The sequence below is a fragment of the Enterococcus sp. AMC1252 genome, from assembly GCF_058216515.1.
In genome coordinates, this window is record NZ_CM177097.1 from 2,827,244 (window position 1) to 2,846,898 (window position 19,655).

Annotated in this window: 16 protein-coding genes, 2 tRNA genes, 1 pseudogene and 1 other annotated feature (1 of these 20 cut by a window edge); of the genes and pseudogenes, 6 read left to right on the forward strand and 13 right to left on the reverse strand. The window is 34.3% G+C overall.

The window, feature by feature from the left end:
* Nucleotides 1-136 (reverse strand) — a binding site (T-box leader); it reaches 100 nt to the left of the window's first position.
* Nucleotides 137-202: 66 nt separating this feature from the next.
* A complete protein-coding gene (locus AC4BB5_RS13385) occupies nt 203-463 on the reverse strand; it encodes a zinc-ribbon domain-containing protein (RefSeq protein WP_490456616.1) in 261 nt (86 codons plus the stop codon).
* A 191-nt stretch (nt 464-654) separates the two neighbouring features.
* Here AC4BB5_RS13385 and AC4BB5_RS13390 point away from each other — a divergent pair.
* Both AC4BB5_RS13390 and AC4BB5_RS13395 read left to right on the forward strand, forming a co-directional pair.
* Nucleotides 655-727: transfer RNA gene (locus AC4BB5_RS13390), tRNA-Thr, on the forward strand.
* A gap of 85 nt (nt 728-812) precedes the next feature.
* A complete protein-coding gene (locus AC4BB5_RS13395) occupies nt 813-1,307 on the forward strand; it encodes a GNAT family N-acetyltransferase (protein WP_490456617.1) in 495 nt (164 codons plus the stop codon).
* 65 nt (nt 1,308-1,372) lie between these two features.
* Here AC4BB5_RS13395 and rpoN read toward each other — a convergent pair whose 3' ends face one another.
* Nucleotides 1,373-2,695, reverse strand: coding sequence for an RNA polymerase factor sigma-54 (rpoN, locus tag AC4BB5_RS13400; RefSeq protein ID WP_490456618.1), 1,323 nt, complete (start codon nt 2,693-2,695; stop codon nt 1,373-1,375).
* Between the two features lie 59 nt (nt 2,696-2,754).
* Between rpoN and AC4BB5_RS13405 the strand changes: the two genes are divergently transcribed.
* Nucleotides 2,755-2,826, forward strand: a tRNA-Arg gene (locus tag AC4BB5_RS13405).
* Between the two features lie 1,320 nt (nt 2,827-4,146).
* Here the strand turns inward: AC4BB5_RS13405 and AC4BB5_RS13410 are convergent.
* The 6 genes and pseudogenes from AC4BB5_RS13410 to AC4BB5_RS13435 all read right to left on the reverse strand — a co-directional run bounded on the left by AC4BB5_RS13410 (nt 4,147) and on the right by AC4BB5_RS13435 (nt 9,792).
* A pseudogene (locus AC4BB5_RS13410) lies at nt 4,147-5,549 on the reverse strand (IS3 family transposase).
* A 79-nt stretch (nt 5,550-5,628) separates the two neighbouring features.
* Nucleotides 5,629-6,606, reverse strand: coding sequence for a tetratricopeptide repeat protein (locus AC4BB5_RS13415; protein WP_490456619.1), 978 nt, complete (start codon nt 6,604-6,606; stop codon nt 5,629-5,631).
* Between the two features lie 133 nt (nt 6,607-6,739).
* Complete coding sequence (locus AC4BB5_RS13420; protein ID WP_490456620.1) at nt 6,740-7,030, reverse strand: hypothetical protein; 291 nt, start codon at nt 7,028-7,030, stop codon at nt 6,740-6,742.
* Between the two features lie 269 nt (nt 7,031-7,299).
* Nucleotides 7,300-7,971: an ABC transporter ATP-binding protein gene (locus tag AC4BB5_RS13425; protein ID WP_490456621.1), complete on the reverse strand. Its 672-nt coding sequence runs from the start codon at nt 7,969-7,971 to the stop codon at nt 7,300-7,302.
* Between the two features lie 3 nt (nt 7,972-7,974).
* Entirely contained in the window at nt 7,975-9,066 is a 1,092-nt protein-coding gene (locus tag AC4BB5_RS13430; RefSeq protein WP_490456622.1) for an ABC transporter permease, read from the reverse strand.
* A 144-nt stretch (nt 9,067-9,210) separates the two neighbouring features.
* A complete protein-coding gene (locus AC4BB5_RS13435) occupies nt 9,211-9,792 on the reverse strand; it encodes a TetR/AcrR family transcriptional regulator (protein WP_490456623.1) in 582 nt (193 codons plus the stop codon).
* 387 nt (nt 9,793-10,179) lie between these two features.
* On the opposite strand from AC4BB5_RS13435, the gene AC4BB5_RS13440 reads away from it, so the two are divergent.
* Complete coding sequence (locus AC4BB5_RS13440) at nt 10,180-11,073, forward strand: C40 family peptidase (protein ID WP_490456624.1); 894 nt, start codon at nt 10,180-10,182, stop codon at nt 11,071-11,073.
* 241 nt (nt 11,074-11,314) lie between these two features.
* Here AC4BB5_RS13440 and AC4BB5_RS13445 read toward each other — a convergent pair whose 3' ends face one another.
* On the reverse strand, nt 11,315-11,653 hold the full coding sequence (locus AC4BB5_RS13445) for a hypothetical protein (RefSeq protein ID WP_490456625.1): 339 nt from the start codon (nt 11,651-11,653) through the stop codon (nt 11,315-11,317).
* Nucleotides 11,654-11,780: 127 nt separating this feature from the next.
* On the opposite strand from AC4BB5_RS13445, the gene AC4BB5_RS13450 reads away from it, so the two are divergent.
* Together AC4BB5_RS13450 and AC4BB5_RS13455 are read left to right on the forward strand one after the other, a co-directional pair.
* The gene (locus AC4BB5_RS13450) at nt 11,781-12,479 is read left to right on the forward strand and encodes a response regulator transcription factor (RefSeq protein WP_490456626.1); all 699 of its coding nucleotides are present in this window, start codon (nt 11,781-11,783) and stop codon (nt 12,477-12,479) included.
* Entirely contained in the window at nt 12,469-13,980 is a 1,512-nt protein-coding gene (locus AC4BB5_RS13455; RefSeq protein WP_490456627.1) for a HAMP domain-containing sensor histidine kinase, read from the forward strand. Before AC4BB5_RS13450 ends, AC4BB5_RS13455 begins: the two co-directional genes overlap by 11 nt.
* A gap of 72 nt (nt 13,981-14,052) precedes the next feature.
* Here AC4BB5_RS13455 and glmS read toward each other — a convergent pair whose 3' ends face one another.
* The 4 genes from glmS to AC4BB5_RS13475 all read right to left on the reverse strand — a co-directional run bounded on the left by glmS (nt 14,053) and on the right by AC4BB5_RS13475 (nt 19,645).
* Nucleotides 14,053-15,864, reverse strand: coding sequence for a glutamine--fructose-6-phosphate transaminase (isomerizing) (glmS, locus tag AC4BB5_RS13460; protein WP_490456628.1), 1,812 nt, complete (start codon nt 15,862-15,864; stop codon nt 14,053-14,055).
* A 557-nt stretch (nt 15,865-16,421) separates the two neighbouring features.
* A complete protein-coding gene (locus AC4BB5_RS13465) occupies nt 16,422-17,255 on the reverse strand; it encodes an energy-coupling factor transporter transmembrane component T family protein (RefSeq protein ID WP_490456629.1) in 834 nt (277 codons plus the stop codon).
* Complete coding sequence (locus AC4BB5_RS13470) at nt 17,252-18,961, reverse strand: ABC transporter ATP-binding protein (RefSeq protein WP_490456630.1); 1,710 nt, start codon at nt 18,959-18,961, stop codon at nt 17,252-17,254. The genes AC4BB5_RS13465 and AC4BB5_RS13470 overlap by 4 nt, the downstream gene beginning before the upstream one ends.
* A gap of 132 nt (nt 18,962-19,093) precedes the next feature.
* Nucleotides 19,094-19,645 carry an ECF-type riboflavin transporter substrate-binding protein gene (locus AC4BB5_RS13475; protein ID WP_490456631.1) on the reverse strand — a complete coding sequence of 184 codons (552 nt, stop codon included), beginning with the start codon at nt 19,643-19,645 and terminating at the stop codon, nt 19,094-19,096.
* Nucleotides 19,646-19,655 lie beyond the last annotated feature (10 nt).

Sequence of the window (19,655 nt, forward strand, 5' to 3'; positions counted from 1 at the left end):
TTTCCCGAAGCTGCTTACCTATCAACAGCTTGTCCTCACGAGACCATCTTCAACTCTTATGTGCCTATCTCTTTTCACCAACTGAGACTCTCTAGTAAAGCACGTCCAAATTTACTCTTCTCTTCAACGGACTGTTATTCATTTGTTGTTACGTTGTATTCTACTGGAAAATAAATGCCCTGTCAAATCTTTTTTTAATTATTTACTCCGCAATTGTTTCAGCAGAACTAATCAAATATTGTTCCAAGACCTCTTTAGACAATTCTTTTCCGTATCCACAAATCGGACATAATAAGTAATGACTCGATGATGTGGTAAAAAGTGGAATCCAAAATAACGTAAACTTTCGTCCTATTTGTTTCCCTTGCATAGTTACTTCGTTGTTACAGTGACTACAGTCACATTGGATTACTGTATCACCTAAATCTTTCTCAAAACCTGTACTACCCCAAACAATAAACATAATTATTTTCTCCCCTTTGTTTCAGTTTAGCAACATTTGTTGACTAGTATCAATATAATATTGAAATATCCAGTAAAATCGATGTTTCATTATATAACATTTATGGAAAATTTGTGCTCCTGTTTAGTAAGCGGAAACTTATTGACAAACCTTAGTATCTAAGGTAATCTGTTATTTGTATTATTAATAGCGCCGCCTTAGCTCAGCTGGTAGAGCACCACCATGGTAAGGTGGGGGTCGACGGTTCGAATCCGTCAGGTGGCTTACTTAAAAAGCTGTAGCCAGTAATAATGGATATAGTTTTTTTACTATATCCATCACCAAAATACCAAAGAAAATAGGTGAAAAAATGACCACTTATAAAAATTTAACATTCGATTTCTATCAAGAAACAGATCAAGAGCTTTATTCCATTCTCACAAAAGATATTCGTGTTATGCGTTATATCACAGAAAAAGCAGAACCAGAAATTGAAGCTGAAGAAAACTTCCAAAAAATTATAACCTACAACACCACTCATCATGATCAAACAGGCTATTACAAATTCTTTGATCAGAGTCAATATATTGGTTTTGGTAAATTATCTTGGGATCAAGAAAATAAAATAGAGATTGGTTACATGCTTTTGCCGGAACACTGGGGACAAGGATATGCCACTCAAATTATTGCAGCACTATTAGACCTGATAAAACAATCAGAATCATTATCGCAGAGTACTCTTTATGCCATTATCGACCCTAAGAATGGTGCATCAAAACATTTATTAGAGAAATATCACTTTGTCTCCGTTTGGCAAGGAATTGAAGATGGGTTACCTTCTGAACATTTAGTTTGGCAACCTTAAACCGTAAATAACAAGTGCCCAACTTCAGAAATCGGAGTTGGACACTTGTTATTTACTTTATTCTATTAATCGTATCTTTTTCGTTTAGACGACGCAGGGATGCCCATCGCTTCCCGATACTTTGTAACTGTTCGACGGGAGATTTCAATTTCTTGTTCCTTTAACAAGTCTACTAGCTTCTGATCTGAAAATGGTTTAGCTTTATTTTCATTCTCCACTAAATATTGTAATTGCTTTTTTATACTTCTCGTTGAAGTTTCTTCCCCTGTACTATCATTAGATAAGCCGTTAGAAAAAAAAGAACGCAATTCGAAAACACCAAAGTCTGTTTCTAAATACTTACCATTGACTGTCCGACTAACCGTTGATTCATGAATATTCAATGATTCCGCGATTTCTTTTAAAGTCATAGGCTTTAGCGGTCGATCTTCTTTTAAAAAAAACTCCTGTTGCCGCTGAACGATCTCGGTTCCAACCCTTAAAATTGTATCCCCTCGTTGAATGATCGTTTTTTCTAACCATTCAAACTCATTTTTCTTTTCCTTGATGTACTCTTGAACTTCCTTGTCATCCGTGGCTTCCATTCGTTCAAAATAGGCTTTTTGGAACTGAATCGTTGGAGTACCCGTTTTGTTTGAAATAACAGTAAGTTGGTCGCCATTGATTCGTAAGGTTAAATCAGGGCGGATATACAATCCGGAGGTGGATTCAAAAATACTTCCAGGCGCGGGGGTTAAGGTTTGAATATAGTCAAAAATCGATTGGATCTCTGATAATGCTACATCAAACTTTTTAGCAATCAGAGCCCACTTGCGATTTGCTAAGTGATCGAACTCTTCTTCAATCACAATATAGGCTAATTCTGGTGCAGTATCATCCCGTTCAACCTGCAGCATCAAACATTCTCTTAAATCTCTTGCCCCAACACCTGCCGGATCTAGCTGTTGAATCAATGTCAAAGCATCTAACATCTCAATTGATTTCGCTCCTGTTTTTAGGACAGCTTCATCTAAATCGATCATCAAGTAACCGTTTAAATCAATAGATTCAACTAGAAATAATACTAGTGTACGCAGATAAGTATCACGATAATTCAAGTGAATTTGATCGATCAAATATTCAAAAAGCGATGTATGATTATCAGGTATTTGATTTAAATAGTTGTTTTCTTCATTCGTATAAGTCCGACTACCTGAACTTGGAAAATCACCAAAGTTTGTCTCTGTTTGAATATCAATCAAAGGATTTTCTAATGATTTCGCTTCTATGTATGCATATAGTTCTTCTGAATTGTATTGTAAAATCTGGATGGATTGTTGTAATTGTTGAGTCATTGCAAGTTTTTGGACTTGTTTTTGTTGTTGCGATAAATGTTGTTCGAATTTCAATTTCTTGGTCCTCCCCCTTGTAATTTATCAAAATATCAGCTAAACTAGTAGACGTGCTTGCGCCCTTAGTGTAGTGGATATCACGTAAGATTCCGGTTCTTGAGACGGGGGTTCGATTCCCTCAGGGCGCGTTCTATAATTAGTACCCCTTTAATCTAAAGTGGGTATTTTTTTTATTCAAATTCAATCTTTTTTCCTCCTCTATTGTATCATAAAAAAACACCATTATGTTTTTCAATTTCTAGCTACTGATTACTTATTAATCAACTGGTTCTTGCTCAGATACATTCTTGATTGTTTTTCAGAAAAGAAAAAGTCTAGGTTTTTATCCCCAGACTAAACTTCTAAGTTCTCATTAAATTTTTTGTTATAAATTTAAATCCAGTTAAATCATGTAAAAACTACTCAATTGCTTCTAAGAGTATGATTGGTGTATTGTACATCACCACTCTAGCGTCATCTGTATATATCTTTTTTTGTCCCCTCTTTCCTCCATAACAATATCATAACAAGCAGACAAACATTCTATTGTAAATAACAGGTTGCCTTTTTCTTGTATACTATTTATTTTCACCCTATCATTGATAGCTATTTTCCCTACTAGATTAGAGAGGATTAGTCTATGTCCACATAAAAATAATCTAACATAGCTAATGGCGAATTCATTTTCTTTATTTATTCGTTGTTCAACTTCATTTTTACTCCTTTTTATCACTATTAAAAATAGTGGTACTCCCCCAAACTTTCTTCTAGAAAATACTTATTAAATTTCTCTTACTTTAGGATTATCTTGCTTAGTTGAACAATTATTTTTAAATGAAAAAAATGAAATAATAGCCAATATACATAAACAGTTAACTAAAACAAAAGAATTTATGCTCCCTAATTAATATATTCTATCTCTTTTATATTTTTTCACAAAATATCTTTACATCTGACCGCCTAATACGGAAAAGCTAAGTAAGATAAAAGTATTATCTTACTCAGCTTTTCTTCATTTTTGAATTCTATTCTTCTTCCTAGTCACACTGACAATATTTTTCTCAAATATCTATTGATATTACTTAAATTATGGAAAAATAAAACTTTTTTATATGTTATTATATATCTTTATTATAATATTTTAGTTAGGTAGTTGATAGTATTGAGTCAGCGTCATACAAGGCTATTAGTAATATCACTTCTTTTAGCTCTCACAGAATTTATTATTGGTCGTTATTTTAATCAATTTACGAATATCGATTATCAGCTTTTATTTTTAGTCATTGCTTTTATCCAAGGAGGTATTCTTTTATATTTCCTGCTTTCGTTTCTTTTGCTATTATTCATAAATCATAGGACTAGAAAGTAAACTTGCATCAGCAGTTTTATCTAAAAAAGAGTAAAGAGACGTTTTGTAGTGACCCCAAAAAGTTAGACTTTTTATAGAGTGGATTTTTTCACTCTATTTTTTATGCAGTTTGTTGATTAAATTGTCGAAACTCGACTGGACTTTTCCAGTTAAGTTTTTCTTTAATCCGATGATGATTATAATAATAAATGTAGTTCTCAATTGCTTGTCTTAACTCATTTTGACTTTGATAGACTTTACCGTAATACAATTCTTGCTTTAGAATGCTGAAGAAATTCTCCATAGGAGAATTATCCAAACAGGTTCCTTTTCGAGACATACTTTGAAAGATACTGTTGTCCTTTAATGTTTGTATATAGGCGTTCATTTGATACGCCCACCCTTGATCAGAGTGGAAGGTGCGACGATAGGGACAATCATTTGTTTGAGTGATAGCTTCTTCTAGACCGCTCATAATCGTTTTACCGTTTGGTTGATTAGACAGACTGTAACTTAAAATTTCACGGTTATACATATCCATAAATGGATCTAAATAGAGTTTTTTCTGACGAAGAATACCTGCTTTATCTGCTTCAAAGTACTTAAATTCAGTTGTATCTGTTGTGATTTTTTGGTGAGGAACAGAGGTGTTGAATCGGCGATGAATCAAATTTCTAGCGATCTTACCAACGGTTCCTTTATATGAATTGTATTTCCTTGATTTCTTAGTGAAAGCATTGACTTGTAACTGTAGCTTTTGAATTAATCGCTGCACTTTCTTTTTATTTACTTGAAATCCACGTCTCTTCAATTCTTGTGTTATTCTTCTATAGCCATAATGTTGATGTTCCTTACGGATCGCTTGAATTTCTTCTTCAATCATTTGTGTTGAATTTATTCTGTCTAAACGTTTTTGCCAGTACATGTAAGTGGCTTTTGGAAACCTTAAGGTTTCCAGAATATCTTTTAATTGAAAGTGTCCTCGGAGGCTGTGAATGATTCGGGCGATTCGTTCATTTTTTGTTCGTCCTCTAAACGTAGCCTCCTCAATTCTTTTAAATAGGCATTCTCAATTTTTAACATTCTATTTTCTTTTTCTAGTTTATCTAATTGAGATTGTTCACTTGGTAATGGTTGGGCTTCATTTAATTCCTTCTTAGGCATTCTAGGTGGACGTCCTTTCTGTTTAGAAAGTCCATCTATACCAAACTGACGATATGTTTTAAGCCAATTCGCAATCAATGGTGGATTGTTCATTTTGAGAAGATTGGCTACTTTTTGATAGGACAACTCTGTAGTTAAATACAACTCTATCGCATCTAACTTAAATTGAACAGAGTAATTCTTATTTTCCCGACTACGAAGTAATCCTTCTTCACCAAATTCTTTATAGCTATTAATCCATTTACTTATTTGAGAATTATTTTTAAACCCATACTTTTTTGCGAGAAACGGTGTGCCTCCTTGACCAGATAAGTAGTCATGGACAATTTTAAGTTTAAATTCAAAACTGTATTTTGCCATACAAAAAAACCTCCAAAAGTTAGATTTTCAGGTCTAACTTTTGGGGGTCGGTACATTTCATCTCTTTACTCTTTTTTTACTATAAAATCATTGTTTCCAGTTCAAAACGAATCTTACTTTGAATCTTTTGGATTTTTTCGATCTCTGATCGTTCTTCATCTAACTGGTACTTTTGAGCAATAGAATGGTTATATGAAATAATATAACTCACAGCCCATAACCTTGGATTTTCAATAATTTCATCCGCCAAAGGATACAGCAATGCAAAATGCAACCTTATTTCTTCCATGACATCTACTAATAAAATAGGATCATCATTGATCAATTCTTTTTCTAAGAATAAAAGAATCCTTTGATAAGCCGCACTGTCCAAAGGTGTTCCCACAGAAGCTGGAACAACGGTATATTTCTTGTTATCTCTCCACAAAAATTCAACTTCTTCCTTAACATGGAGTCTTACAAGCTCTTCAAGTATCCATGAACGAACCAAATTATGTACCCGTACGTCCAACAAAATCTTTTTCCCAATCTCAATAAATTCATCTTGAGGCAGTTGACCAGCTTTTTTCACAATTGCCAATTGTTCATAGTAATTATGCGTATTTAAACGATCCAACTCTTCCTTTAATTCTTTGATTTTTCCAACTTCAAACTGTTGATACATTAGTTCAACATGACGAATTTTCTTCTTTAAAGAAATCAATTTCCTCATTTCTCCACTTTGTTCTATCAAAATTCGTTCATTGATAATGCTATGTGCTTGAATAAACATATGATTTTGGATCAAAATTTGAATGTACAGCTCCAAATAATCTAAGTATGAAAAATACTTTTCTTTCATTTCTGAAGCTAACGATAATGCTTGCTCATTCTCACCTGTTTCTAAATACATATTTACCAGTACTAAATTCAACGGAAAGTCCTGCTTGATTGCATAAGCTTGCTCATAATAGTCCACTGCTTCAATCAAATTATTTTGCTTTACTGCTTCTTGTCCCAACTCAATAAACCGTTCATAATTCTTTGGAAATGGAATTTGATTTGTCAAAAGAAACACCACCTTCCTAATGATTATTTCCCATATTTTAGTATCTATTTTTATAAATGATACGCAAAAGGGAAATAGTGTGTATCCTTTAAAAAGGAAAGACTTTTGTTTGAAACTAAATATCTATATAACTCAGTGATTGCTAATATAGATTTCTAATAATGACAGCTGCTTCAGCTTGACCCTCTGCCTGCATTCGTTCTGCCTTTTCTATCAATGTATAACCAACATAGAATTCTTTGGTCAACTCATCTTGCACTTTAAATTCCACAACATCTTCTACATGAAAAGCGTCTGGTTCAACTTCTTGAACACTGTCCCACCCAGTATCAATAAATACTTTGGTATTATCATTGATGGCGCTGTTTGCTTCTAGTTCTTCCACAATTTTTTTTAGTTGTGAAAAGGTCATTACTTCTACTCGATTATCCACTGTACTGCCTCACTTTCTGTTATTTGATTCTTTTTATCTTTTATACCAACTACATATATACCTAACTGTTTACTTTTCTCCACTATCATCATAACCTAAAATCGTTTTTTATAACACTTAAAATTAAAAAGAAATGACTAGAACATAACTCTACGAGTCATATCCTAGTCATATAAGATCTAATTAATCATTTGAATATGCATACGTTCAAACACATTACTATATAAAGTGACTATATAGTACGCAATCTATTCTTGAGTTATTTTTGACTACTCTTTTGTCAATTCGCCATCTTCAATACGATAGACATTGTCACTCCATTCAATCATTCTTGGATCGTGAGTAACCATGATCGTTGCTTTTTGTTTTTCATGTGCTTCTTTTGCAAGAATTTTTACCACTTCATAAGCATGTTCTGTATCTAAGCTAGCAGTTGGTTCATCCGCCAAAATCAAACTAGGCTCATTAAACAATGCACGAGCAATAGCTACCCGTTGACGTTCCCCGCCAGATAGATCTCTTGGAAATTTATGGATCAAATCTGCAATATCTAAAGAAGATAGTAACTCATTGATTCGTTGAGATTCTGTTTTTTTCTTTTCAATTTTGTCTACTAATTTGAACTGATTTTCTACTGTTAGAAAAGGAATTAGATTCGATGCTTGTAAAATAAATCCAATTTCTTCAAAGCGTAATCTCGAACGTTTTTTTTCATTTAAATTGGTAAAATCTTTTCCATTGATCACAATAGAACCTGATGTAGGGGTTTGCAAGCCTCCAGCAATTGTTAAAAATGTACTTTTACCTGAACCGGAAGGTCCAATAATGCTGACAAATTCTCCTGCTTTAACTTTTAGGTCAATTCCTTTTAATGCTTCAACTTCTGCATGCCCTTTACCAAATGTTTTTCGAATATTATTCATTAATAAAATATCAGTCATTTTTTACCCTCCTATTGCTTTCATCGGATCGACATGAGTCACTGTACGTATTGAGAAAACGCCACCTAATACAGCAACTATGATCAACACTAGACTATAGATCAGCAAGTTAGTATTGTCTAATTCAAACGGCATAGCAGAAGGTAAAACAAGGTTGGTCAACAATGTTAACACCACACCTATCGCAACACCAATCACCCCTAAGATAAAGGTTTGAGCAATGATTGATTTGATAATATACCCATTAGAGATCCCTTGTGCTTTCATTACTCCGAATAAACTTGTTTTTTGCAAAGTCATCACATAGATGAAAATCCCGATAATCGCAGCAGTAATTACGAACAAGAAATAAATCATTGCATTTAATGTAAGATTTTGTTCACTATAGCCAGGAAGTTTTTCAATAAACTCTTCAATTTTATATTTCGCCAAATGCTCATCTTCGTTCTTGAATTTAATGTCATTTATTTGGGTAGAGCGGACGACAATTCCGTTGATTGGTGCTTTGGCCCCTTCTGTAATTGAACCAAATTTAAGTTCTTGCCATTGGTCAATCGATGTATAGATCAGCGGAACAATGCTAAAACTATTTTGTTTTGTAACACCCACAACTTTTAATTCTTTGTCCAGTTTTCCAATTTTTACAGTATCACCCAACTTGATACCTTTATCTACTAAGTTTTGCGGGATAATGATTTCTCCTAAATCTTCAAAATATCGTCCTTCAATTAATTCAGGTTTGATTGAACTATTTTCAGTCACACCAAAAAGCGAAATATTCATTTTATCAGTATCTTTGTTGTGTCCCACTTTATTAAGTGCTCCGGCATACTGCCCAAGTGGCTCTTTGTATTTGGCTTCAACCTGATTTAAATCATCCATGACCAAACTTGAAGCATTCAAGCTCTTATTTGCATCTTCAGATAAAACTATACTCGTAGCATCCCACTGATCAACACCTTGTCTTACGCCTTGAGCTAATCCATTTGCTAAACCAGACAACATAAAGGCAACATATGCAACCAATACAATCACACCAATTACTAATGTATACCTCAGTTTAAAAAACTTCATCTCTTCCAATCCTAAAAACATTAATTCCACCTCTTTTTTATCAATTGATAAAAAAATGCTTAAAAAAATAATCCAAACACTTTTTATCGGTTGATAAAAAGTTTACCATGAAAAAAAGAATTAAACAACTCTTTTTTATCATACGATAAAAAACAATGTAATTCTTTAAGGCAGTACACCATGTAAAACCATGTCCATCAGTTCAGCAATCTGCTCCGAACGTTCTTTTTCTGTAGAAAGTTGGTGAATCGTTGCAAATAATAATGACAAACTCATTAAATAAAACTGTGCTGCTTTTTTTGATGGAACTTTACTGTTTAGTGGACTAGAACTTGCTTCAAAAATCCCCTGTAATGGTTTTAAATAGTAATCATCCAAGATATAAAACAACTGCTGTTTATTTTCTTGCTCCATTTCAGCAGCACTTTGATGAATGAAGGAAAAAATATCTCTATGATAAACATTCAACAATGCATTCGTACATTTGATCAATTGATTTTCAAGTGAATCTGGTTCTTTTTGTATTTGTTCTATTTCGTGCTTTAGCTGAACACCAATCTGTTTATTGATCTCAATAAATAAAACTTCTTTATTAGAAAAATGGTAATATAAAGCCGGTTGCGTGATTTTTACAGCTTTGGCAATATCACGAGTAGAAGTATTTCTATAGCCGTTGGTTAGAAAAAGTTCCTTCGCAATTTCTAAAATCGATTGGTGGGTTACTTCAAACACTTTTTCTTTTTTCATTCTCCTACCCCCTAATTCTACATACAATCATAATCATTTACTGTATGAACTATTTTAAATCAAAATCAGAAAAAAAGATAGTCAATAAAGACGAACAAGTGAGTGACTTAGCATTATGCTTTTAAAAATCTGCTAATCTTAGCTAGCAAAAACACTCGTTATTGAAATCTAACCCTCTTTATATTACAGTAGTTTATCACTTTGAAATAAAAGATCCTTTTTTGTAAACCAAGAAACAAACATTTAACCTACCTTTTACATACTTTTTGAACCTATTGTGGTTAAATGTTAACTGGCTTTAAAATATTAGAACCGTGATCAACTATTCTATTTTAAATATTCTAAAGAATTCAATAAAGAAAATTTGAACATTTAAGGAGAGTCTTTTTGAAAACAAATAAATTCATTACTAAATTTTTTCTCAGCAGTTTAGCCCTTTCTTTTAGTCTACTATTAAGCGACAATGCATTCGCAACGTCCCCAGAATCTACCTCAGAACCAGAGCAGCTCATTATAGAATCGTCACAAAAATTAGCACAATTAAAAGAGAGTAAGCAACAATTTTCAAAACAACAACAAGAGAAAGTCAATCAACTTTCAAATATAGAGAAAAAAATTCGAAAAACCAAAATTGACCTTGATCAGTTGGAGAAACTTAAGTCTAATGGAACTATTTCTAAAGTATCAGAACTTGGTGATAGCCAGAAAACAACACTCATAGGTTCTCTTTTACCTATCACAGCTAGTGAAAACTCATCCGCTGAAAAAAAAGAACAATTAACACATTTGAAACAACAACAGATCTCATTAGAAACAGATACAAAAACCATTTCCAAACAACAATCTGAAATAATTAAGCAAGAAGCTCAGTTATCAGAAAAAATCATTCAAGTGAAAAAACAAAAAGAAGAACAAGTAAAACAAACCGACACACGGTCGGCTGTTGTTACTGCTGCAAAAACACATTTAGGTAAGCCGTATGTATACGGTGCTGCTGGTCCTGATTCATTTGATTGCTCTGGTTTGGTTCAAGTTGCTTTTGCTTCTGCTGGACGAACTTTAGGTCGGACTACTATTGACCAAGAAACAGCTGGAACTACAATTTCAGTATCAGAAGCTCAAGCTGGTGATTTAGTTTTTTGGGGAAGTCATGGTGGAACATATCATGTGGGAATCTCCACGGGAGATGGTTCATATATTCATGCGCCTGTTCCAGGAGATGTTGTACAAATCGCAACAGTCGCTTCTTATTCTCCTGATTTTGCTGTGAGAGTTTTATAAATCGATCCCACAGCAATCTTTTTATCCATTTCTGTAAATTTCATATAGATTTAACAATGAAAACCAAAATAAATTTAGTAAAATACTCTTTTTCTCCAAAAACATTCTCATTTTTTTGTATAAAAACCGAAATTGTTGAGAATTATGAGGAAGTATGGTATTTTATGGTTGTGTGTAATTTGATTTGTGTTCCCTCCATCTCTCCGATGGGGGAATGCTTTTTTTTTGACTTCTTTTCGTTCTACCAACAAGAATTGTTCATTCTACTATGATGCCTTTGCCTTAGGCCTGCCATATCATTCCACTCTTTATTTTCTCTTCTATTATATGAATGATTATTTTCTTTTTCCCAATTTTTTTCTATTTCTTTAGCTTCTTCCTTTTTCAATTCATCAGAATCATTTTTGTTATCTAAATCAGTTTCTTCATTATATCTAGTTCTTTGATGCCACCTATTTCTCATTTCACTGCTGTTCGTCCGATTATTTTCCATGCTTCCAACGGCTTCACTAACAGCCGCAAATCCTAATGCCCCTAAACAAGACACTACTAGTAATCCGCTAATTATTTTTTTCTTCATCACTTGATTCCTCCTTCATGACTTTACTTTAGTTTAATGAATACATGTGTCAAATATGTGTCGAAAATAAATTCCCTAAACAGGCAATTATTGACTATAATAAAAGAAGAGACTAGGAGGATATCTCATGAAAAATATTTTGATTGTTGATGATCATTTACAAATTACAGAAGTTTTAAAAGAGTATGTTATAAAAGAAGGATTCGATCCCATCATCTCTTCTGATGGACAAGCAGCACTAGATGCTTTTTTTAGTCATTCAATCGAACTAATTTTACTGGATGTCATGCTTCCAAAAATCGATGGATTTGGAGTTTGCAAAAAAATACGCGAAACATCCAATGTCCCAATCATCATGGTCACGGCCAAAGGTGAAGACTATCATCGAATCATGGGGTTAGACATTGGTGCAGACGATTATATCGTTAAACCTTTTTCACCAAGCGAGGTTATGGCACGAGTCAGAGCGATTCTAAGAAGAATTGAGCGTACAGAGGAAAACCAACATACAATGAAACAACTGGTCTATGATAACTTGATCGTCTACTTAGAAGAAAAAAGAATCACCATCTCGCAGCAAGAAATTTTTTTGACCAAAAGAGAACTAGAGCTTCTTTGGCTACTTTTAGCCCACCGAGAAAAAGTATTTTCTAGAGATAACTTGTTAGATAGTTTGTGGGGCATTGATTATTTTGGAGATGCCCGAACTGTTGATACCCATATCAAACGATTACGAGCAAAACTAGATGAAGCAGATCACCCAAACTGGGAAATCGCTACTGTTTGGGGACAAGGCTATAAATTTGAGGGAAAACATGAAAAATAAACTAACCAGAAAACTCATCCTTTACTTTTCACTTACATTACTTCTTTTTTCTTTAGTGATCGGTATTGCATTCAGCACCTTATTTTCCAGACAAACTGTTACTATCCACACAGAAGAAATGACTCGACGTGCAACAGTTATCGCAGATACATTGAATGACTATTTTACAGACCAAGAAGAAACGGCCAACGATAATCGTTCTTCCATGCATGGTATGATGGGATCTGGCTCTTCGATGAAGATGGGCATGGGGTATTCTTCATTCATTAAATTTATGGATCAATTTGCAATGGATGATATTTGGATCGTTGATGAAAATGCTGACACCATTACAGTTGGTCACGGTATGCATAGTAAAGAGTATAATGAATTACCTGATAACGCTCGAGACGTTATCAAAAAAGTCTACACTGGTAAAACGACTAAAAGTGATGCATTCAGTAATTTTATTGGTGAACCCACTGTGACAGTTGGAGCACCAATAAAAACTAGTGGTGGTGATGTCTTAGCAGTGGTTTTACTTCATTCAGCCATTTCTAACGTGCATAAGGAAGAAAAACAAGGATATTTATTGCTTTTGGTCAGTATTTTAATGGCTTGGATCATTGGACTCTTGCTGTCGATTTTATTATCAAAAAAATTCATCGCTCCAATCAATAAGATGAGCCACTTTACTGAAGAGCTTGTTGTAGAAAATTATGATAAGTCATTAGATATCCATACCAAAGATGAGATGGGACAACTAGGAGAAAAATTAACGATCTTAAAAAATCGTCTTGCCGAAGCAAAATTCCACAGGGAGAACCGTGAACAAGCTCAGAAAAATTTTTTATCTACAATTTCCCATGAATTGCGAACGCCAGTAACTGTTATTAGGGGTTCCCTTGAATCATTAAATGACGGCTTAATTAATCACCCCGAAAAAATCAAACAATATCATCAACAACTTTTAACAGAATCAATTGTTTTGGAACGATTGATCAATGATTTACTAGAACTATCTAGACTGGAAAATCCTGAGTTTACAATTGCAATAGAACCTGTTTCAATCAATGATATTTTGTCAGATAGCCTGAGGAGTCTACGATTAAAATCGTCTGAAAAAGAGCAACAGTTACTATTGGAGATTCCATTAGAGCAACCGGTGGTTATCAATGGCGATTACGGTAGGATTCGGCAACTTTTTGTTATCTTGATTGAAAATGCAATAAAGTTTGCTCCAAAACGAGCAACGATTACCGTTCGATCTAATCTAAACACAAAAGATTTAATCATTAGTATTCATAATCCTGATTCTTATATTTCTCCAGCAGAACAAAAGGATATTTTCCAACGTTTTCACCAAGCACACTCAAAAGAGCAATTGGATGGTACAGGACTAGGTTTAGCGATCGCCAAAGAAATTGCTGACCGTCACCATTTTGATTTAAATGTTAGTAGTGATAAAAAAACAGGCACAACTTTTTATGTTAAAATACCAATTATAAAACAAGAAAAGTGAAGACAATATAAATATCGAATTTAAAGCTTTGGACAAAACTAATTTTTAGTTTTATCCAAAGCTCTTCTTTTCTTATTCGACTGTGACACTCTTCGCTAAATTACGTGGTTTATCTACATCATAGCCTCTTTGTAGCGTCGCAAAGTAAGCAATCAATTGTGTTGGAATGATACTAACCAAAGGTGTTAATAATGGATGTACATCTGGTATGATCAATTGATCCGTTTCCTTGGCAAAAGATGTCAAGGAAATCACAAAATTATGCGCCCCCCGGCTCTCAACCTCTTTTAGATTTCCACGAGTATGGGCTGCTGTTTTCTCTTCTGTAATCACTCCGAAAACAGGTGTTCCTTCTTCAATCAAAGCAATCGTGCCATGTTTTAGCTCTCCAGCTGCGAAGCCTTCAGCTTGAATATAAGAAATTTCTTTTAGTTTCAGCGAAGCTTCCATCGACACATAATAATCTACACCACGACCGATATAAAAGGCATTTCTCGTATCTGATAAATAGTCTTCTACTAACTGACTAATTAGCATTTTTTCATCGATGATTGTCTCCATAACAGCCGCAATTACACTTAGCTCATGAGCAATATCAAAATCTAGTGATGATTGATTTTTTTTATTATCCCCCACAGCCTTAGCTAGAACTGCTATAACAGCAATTTGCGCAGTGTACGCTTTAGTTGAAGCAACAGCAATTTCTGGTCCAGCATGAAGAAGTAATGTGTAATCGGCTTCTCTGGATAAAGTAGACCCTGCTACATTGGTTAGCGTCAATGATGGTAATCCCATTTTATTCGTCTGCACCAATACTTGACGACTATCCGCCGTTTCTCCACTTTGACTCAAGAAAATGAAGAATGGTTTTTCTGATAGTAACGGTATATTGTAGCCAAATTCGCTTGAAAGATGGACCTCAACTGGAATATTAGTCATCTTTTCAATAATCGCTTTTCCTACCCATCCCGCATTATAACTAGTCCCGCAAGCAACAATATAAATACGATCACTCGTAGTCATTTTTTCAATAATCTGCTTGTTGATTATAGTAGTACCAAATGTATCTGTGTATTCCTGAATAATTCGACGCATAACGGTCGGCTGATCATCGATTTCTTTTAACATATAGTAAGGATATGTGCCTTTTTCGATATCACTTAAATCTAATTGGGCTTCATAAGACTCGCGATATACCAGATTGCCTTTTTCATCTTCGATTTCTATTTTATCCGCTTTGACAATGACCATCTCACCATCAGTAATTTCGACAAAATGATTTGTTTCAGCAAGCATCGCCATTGCATCACTACATATTACATTGAAACTATCGCCTAGCCCAATCAGCAATGGACTTTTATTTTTAGCTACATAAATGGTATCTGGATCTTTTTGATCAATCAAAGCAAAGGCATATGACCCCTTGATCACAGTTAAAGCTTTCTTGAATGCCTCTTTTGTTGTCATTCCAGTTGCTGCAAAATACGCAATCAAATGAACTGTGATTTCAGTATCAGTCTCACCTTCTAGTTGCTTATTTTGAAGAAATTCCTGTTTTATTTCTTCAAAATTTTCGATCACGCCATTGTGGACTAAAACAAACTGATGATTACTTGATGTATGGGGGTGGGCATTTCTTTCACTTGGCTTTCCATGCGTTGCCCAGCGCGTGTGCCCAATTCCCACAGTTCCTTGTACTTCTGGGCCAATTTTACTTTGTAGATCAGCGATTCTTCCAAGGGATTTTACTAAATGATCTTGCTTGTTTTTCCCTGTCACAAAAATTCCTGCTGAATCATATCCTCTATACTCCAATTTTTCCAAACCTTGAACTAAAATATCCGTTGCGTTCTCTTTTCCAATAATTCCTACAATTCCACACATATATCCATATCCTACTTTCTCGATTGTCTTAAATCATTGATCAAGAAAAAAGACGCTAACGCTAAAAAAATCATCTTAAATCATTACCTGTTGAACTTAGTTCAGATTTTCTTATGTCAGTACGTTTGATTTTCTTGATACTCCATCATACGTTTCTATTCTGCGTAGTTGGCGTTTTGTTATAATTTTACAATTAATTTTTCTCTCCAACTTTTAGAGTGCAGTCCCTAGAGCTATCCGCCGAATCTTTCGATAAACTCTTTCCTCGTCACCTGATTGCTCAGGCCTGGCGCTATCCCAATATTGGTCTACCTAACCTCCTTTTATTAAAATGAAATAGAAACTGCTATAATAATAACTCAAAACAAATATATCTGTCAACTTTTTATTTTAAACAAAAATTGGTATACACAAAAATAACCATCCTGACAATCGATAAAAAATTAGACCTTTCACATTCTAGATTCACTAAAAACCGCACAATGTATGGAACGCATCGTGCGGTTTTTAATTTACATCATAGAATCTGAAAAGTTTTTACCATAATCTTAAAGTGATTAAATAAACGGATTATAAAACCGTCCCCCGTTGACTTTGAATAAAGTAAAGCTAATAACGGTCAGTAAAACAGCTAATCCCATAACAAGAAAATCAGAAATATGAAAAGATTTTTGTGCGTACCACGTTCTGTTTTTCTTCTCCCCAAAACGACGCAGCTCCATCGCTGTACTGATAGTCTCAATCCTATCCAAGCTTGAAAGAATCAATGGAAAAACAATTTGTGCAGTCCCTTTTACTCGTTGAGTTAGTTTGCCTTTTTTAGACATTTCAAAACCGCGTGCTTGTTGAGCTAAAGAGATGTTGATAAAATCTTCTTGAATATCTGGAATATATCGAATGGCCAATGCCACAGCATAGCTTATTTTATAGCTAACACCGATTCGATTTAAACTAGAGGCAAATTCACTTGGATTCGTCGTTAATAGAAAAATCAACACTAATGGAATCGTACAAAAATACTTTAAAACTAAATTAAATTCATAAAATAATTGCTCCTGGGTAAGTGTAAATCGACCGATTCCGTCCCAAATCACAGTCCTAGACTGATATAGTTCTACACCATATTCTGGTGCAAACAGATATACTGCGATAATATTTAATAATGAAAATACAAAAATAAATTTTACAACAAATGAAATCTGATGCCATTTAATATTTGAAACTTTAAATAAAACCAATGAGAATATTGTCATGCCTATCAAAAAACGAGTATCATAGGTTGTCATACAAGAAATCGATAACAGAATCAAAAATATTAACTTAGCTGTTCCGTTTAATTTGTGAATCACTGTATGATCAGGAATATATCCTAACATTTGATGCTCATTCATTTCAAACGCACCTCCTGATCATAGGATATAAAGTTTTCTGTAAATAAAAATGGATCAGCTAGTCCCAAATGCTGAGCAAAAGTAAATAAACTCGTTTCTTTCAAAGAAGCTTGCCCCACTAATTCAGAATCAGTTAAAACCTTTACTGGTGTTGTATCAGCTATAATTTTGCCGTCATACAGTACCAAAGCTCGATCTGTATACTCCAACATCAGATGCATGTCATGTGTAATCATCGCAATCGTCACACCCATCTTATTCAGCTCTTCTAAAAAGGTCATCATTTCAGTATAATGCTTGAAATCTTGTCCTGCAGTTGGCTCATCTAATATGATCATTTCAGGCTCTAAAACTAAAATCGATGCAATCGTAACTCGCTTCTTCTGCCCAAAACTAAGGGCTGAAATCGGCCAATGACGAAATGCATATAATCCGCAAATTCTTAACACGTTTTCAACTCGTACATTGATTTCTTCTTCTGAAAAGCCCTTCAAAATCAACCCTAAAGCTACTTCTTCAAAAATCATTTTTTTTGAAATCATTTGATTTGGATTTTGCATGACAAACCCAATTTTATCGGCACGTTCTTTGATGGAAAAATAGGTGAAATCTTCTCCTAACCAACTCATTTTCCCAGACTGTGGTGTAACAAAGCCACATATAGCTTTGCTCAATGTCGATTTGCCAGCTCCATTTTCTCCAACAATACTGATCATTTCGCCACGATTAAATGTAACAGAAACATCATTTAAAACATACCGATCATTCCGGTTATATTGGTACGTAATATTTTTTAGCTCTAATAAAGCCGATGATGCTTGTTGTTTTGAGGTCTGCGTTTGATTTTTCGTCCATTTTTCCATTTTCTCTTTTAGATTCGGAGCTTGAACTTTTTGAATATTAGATAAATGTGCAACTGTTTCTAAATCAACACCAGCATATTTCATTGCCATTACATACAGAGGTTCCCTAATCCCTTGCTCTGTTAGGATATCGCTTTTTAATAATTCATCCGCAGGTAAATCTGCAACAACTCGGCCATCATTAAAAACAATCACACGGTCGACAGAACGATATAAAACATCTTCTAAGCGATGCTCAATGATTAAAATAGTAGTTTCAGTTTTTTGATGGATTTCTTCAATCAGCGCAATGGTTTCTTTTCCAGCTTTGGGATCTAGATTAGCTAATGGTTCATCAAATAATAAAATCGGTGCCTCGTCGATCAAAACCCCTGCCATTGACACCCGTTGTTTTTGTCCACCAGACAAATCCTGCGGCCGATGCTGTAAAAAACCACTCAAACCAACAATTTTGGTCCAATGTTCAACTTCTTCCTTCATCTTCATTTGTGGAACTTCATCATTTTCCAAAGCAAATGCGACATCTTCACCCACTGTTAACCCAATGAACTGCCCATCTGTATCTTGTAAAACAGTTCCAACATCAAAGGATAAATCAAATAGACTTGTCTCTGTTAATTCTTTATTACCAATTTTTACTTCTCCAGTTATTTCCCCCTCATAGCTATAGGGGATCAAGCCATTGATGCACTGAGCAAAAGTCGATTTACCACTACCGCTTGGACCAACAATCAAGACTTTTTCTCCTTCATAAATCGTTAAGTCAATATTATGTAATGTAGGTTCAGCCTGACTGTGATACTGAAAAGTAAAATCATTAAAAGTTATCAGTGGTTTTTTCATCGATGCCGCTCCTTTATTCTATGTAAAAAAGGACAAGAAAAGGCTGTTAAGCTTTAAAATCAAGCTTGCTTTTTCTCGCCCTTAATTTTATTTCAGAAATGATATTTATACTAAGTTCATTTTACTACATAATCAATCTTTTGTTAAACTGCCTTTTTTAGTCCTCGTTGCAGCATAAGCTATCATCAACAATGTACCAATGATTCCTACCGCAATGATGTTCAATATAACAGCAATCACACCTTGAGTATATACTTTGCTAGCTGGTTCACTATAAATCAACACATCCAATGTCGGTGCAATTAAACCCCAAACTACAGCATTTCCAATTACTTGATAAATATTAAACTGAATAATGTCTTTTTTATTGAACTCACCATGTTTCAGATCAATTTTTCTGCCAGCAAAACCGTAGACCACTCCTATAATACCAGAACAAACAATCCAACTCCACCATGCGCTGCCATAAGTTGTAAAATCTTTTAATGTATGACCAATCAAACCGATTAAACCACCAGCAACTGGTCCAAATATAACAGAAATCAATGCTAAAAACGGATAGGCTGTTTCTAAATTTGTGTTAGGAAATCCTGTTGGAATCACTACAAACCGCCCTAAAATAACAAATACCGCAGATCCAATGCCAATTGCCACGATTGTTTTTACTGAAAATTCTTTTTTCATTTTTCCCCAC

Excerpts from the sequence above, each read along its gene's own strand:
- AC4BB5_RS13385 (WP_490456616.1), bottom strand. The coding sequence starts at position 463 with ATGTTTATTGTTTGGGGTAGTACAGGTTTTGAGAAAGATTTAGGTGAT.
- AC4BB5_RS13395 (WP_490456617.1), top strand. The coding sequence starts at position 813 with ATGACCACTTATAAAAATTTAACATTCGATTTCTATCAAGAAACAGAT.
- AC4BB5_RS13425 (WP_490456621.1), bottom strand. The coding sequence starts at position 7,971 with ATGACTGATATTTTATTAATGAATAATATTCGAAAAACATTTGGTAAA.
- AC4BB5_RS13430 (WP_490456622.1), bottom strand. The coding sequence starts at position 9,066 with ATGTTTTTAGGATTGGAAGAGATGAAGTTTTTTAAACTGAGGTATACA.
- AC4BB5_RS13435 (WP_490456623.1), bottom strand. The coding sequence starts at position 9,792 with ATGAAAAAAGAAAAAGTGTTTGAAGTAACCCACCAATCGATTTTAGAA.
- AC4BB5_RS13445 (WP_490456625.1), bottom strand. The coding sequence starts at position 11,653 with ATGAAGAAAAAAATAATTAGCGGATTACTAGTAGTGTCTTGTTTAGGG.
- AC4BB5_RS13450 (WP_490456626.1), top strand. The coding sequence starts at position 11,781 with ATGAAAAATATTTTGATTGTTGATGATCATTTACAAATTACAGAAGTT.
- AC4BB5_RS13455 (WP_490456627.1), top strand. The coding sequence starts at position 12,469 with ATGAAAAATAAACTAACCAGAAAACTCATCCTTTACTTTTCACTTACA.
- glmS (WP_490456628.1), bottom strand. The coding sequence starts at position 15,864 with ATGTGTGGAATTGTAGGAATTATTGGAAAAGAGAACGCAACGGATATT.
- AC4BB5_RS13465 (WP_490456629.1), bottom strand. The coding sequence starts at position 17,255 with ATGAATGAGCATCAAATGTTAGGATATATTCCTGATCATACAGTGATT.
- AC4BB5_RS13470 (WP_490456630.1), bottom strand. The coding sequence starts at position 18,961 with ATGAAAAAACCACTGATAACTTTTAATGATTTTACTTTTCAGTATCAC.
- AC4BB5_RS13475 (WP_490456631.1), bottom strand. The coding sequence starts at position 19,645 with ATGAAAAAAGAATTTTCAGTAAAAACAATCGTGGCAATTGGCATTGGA.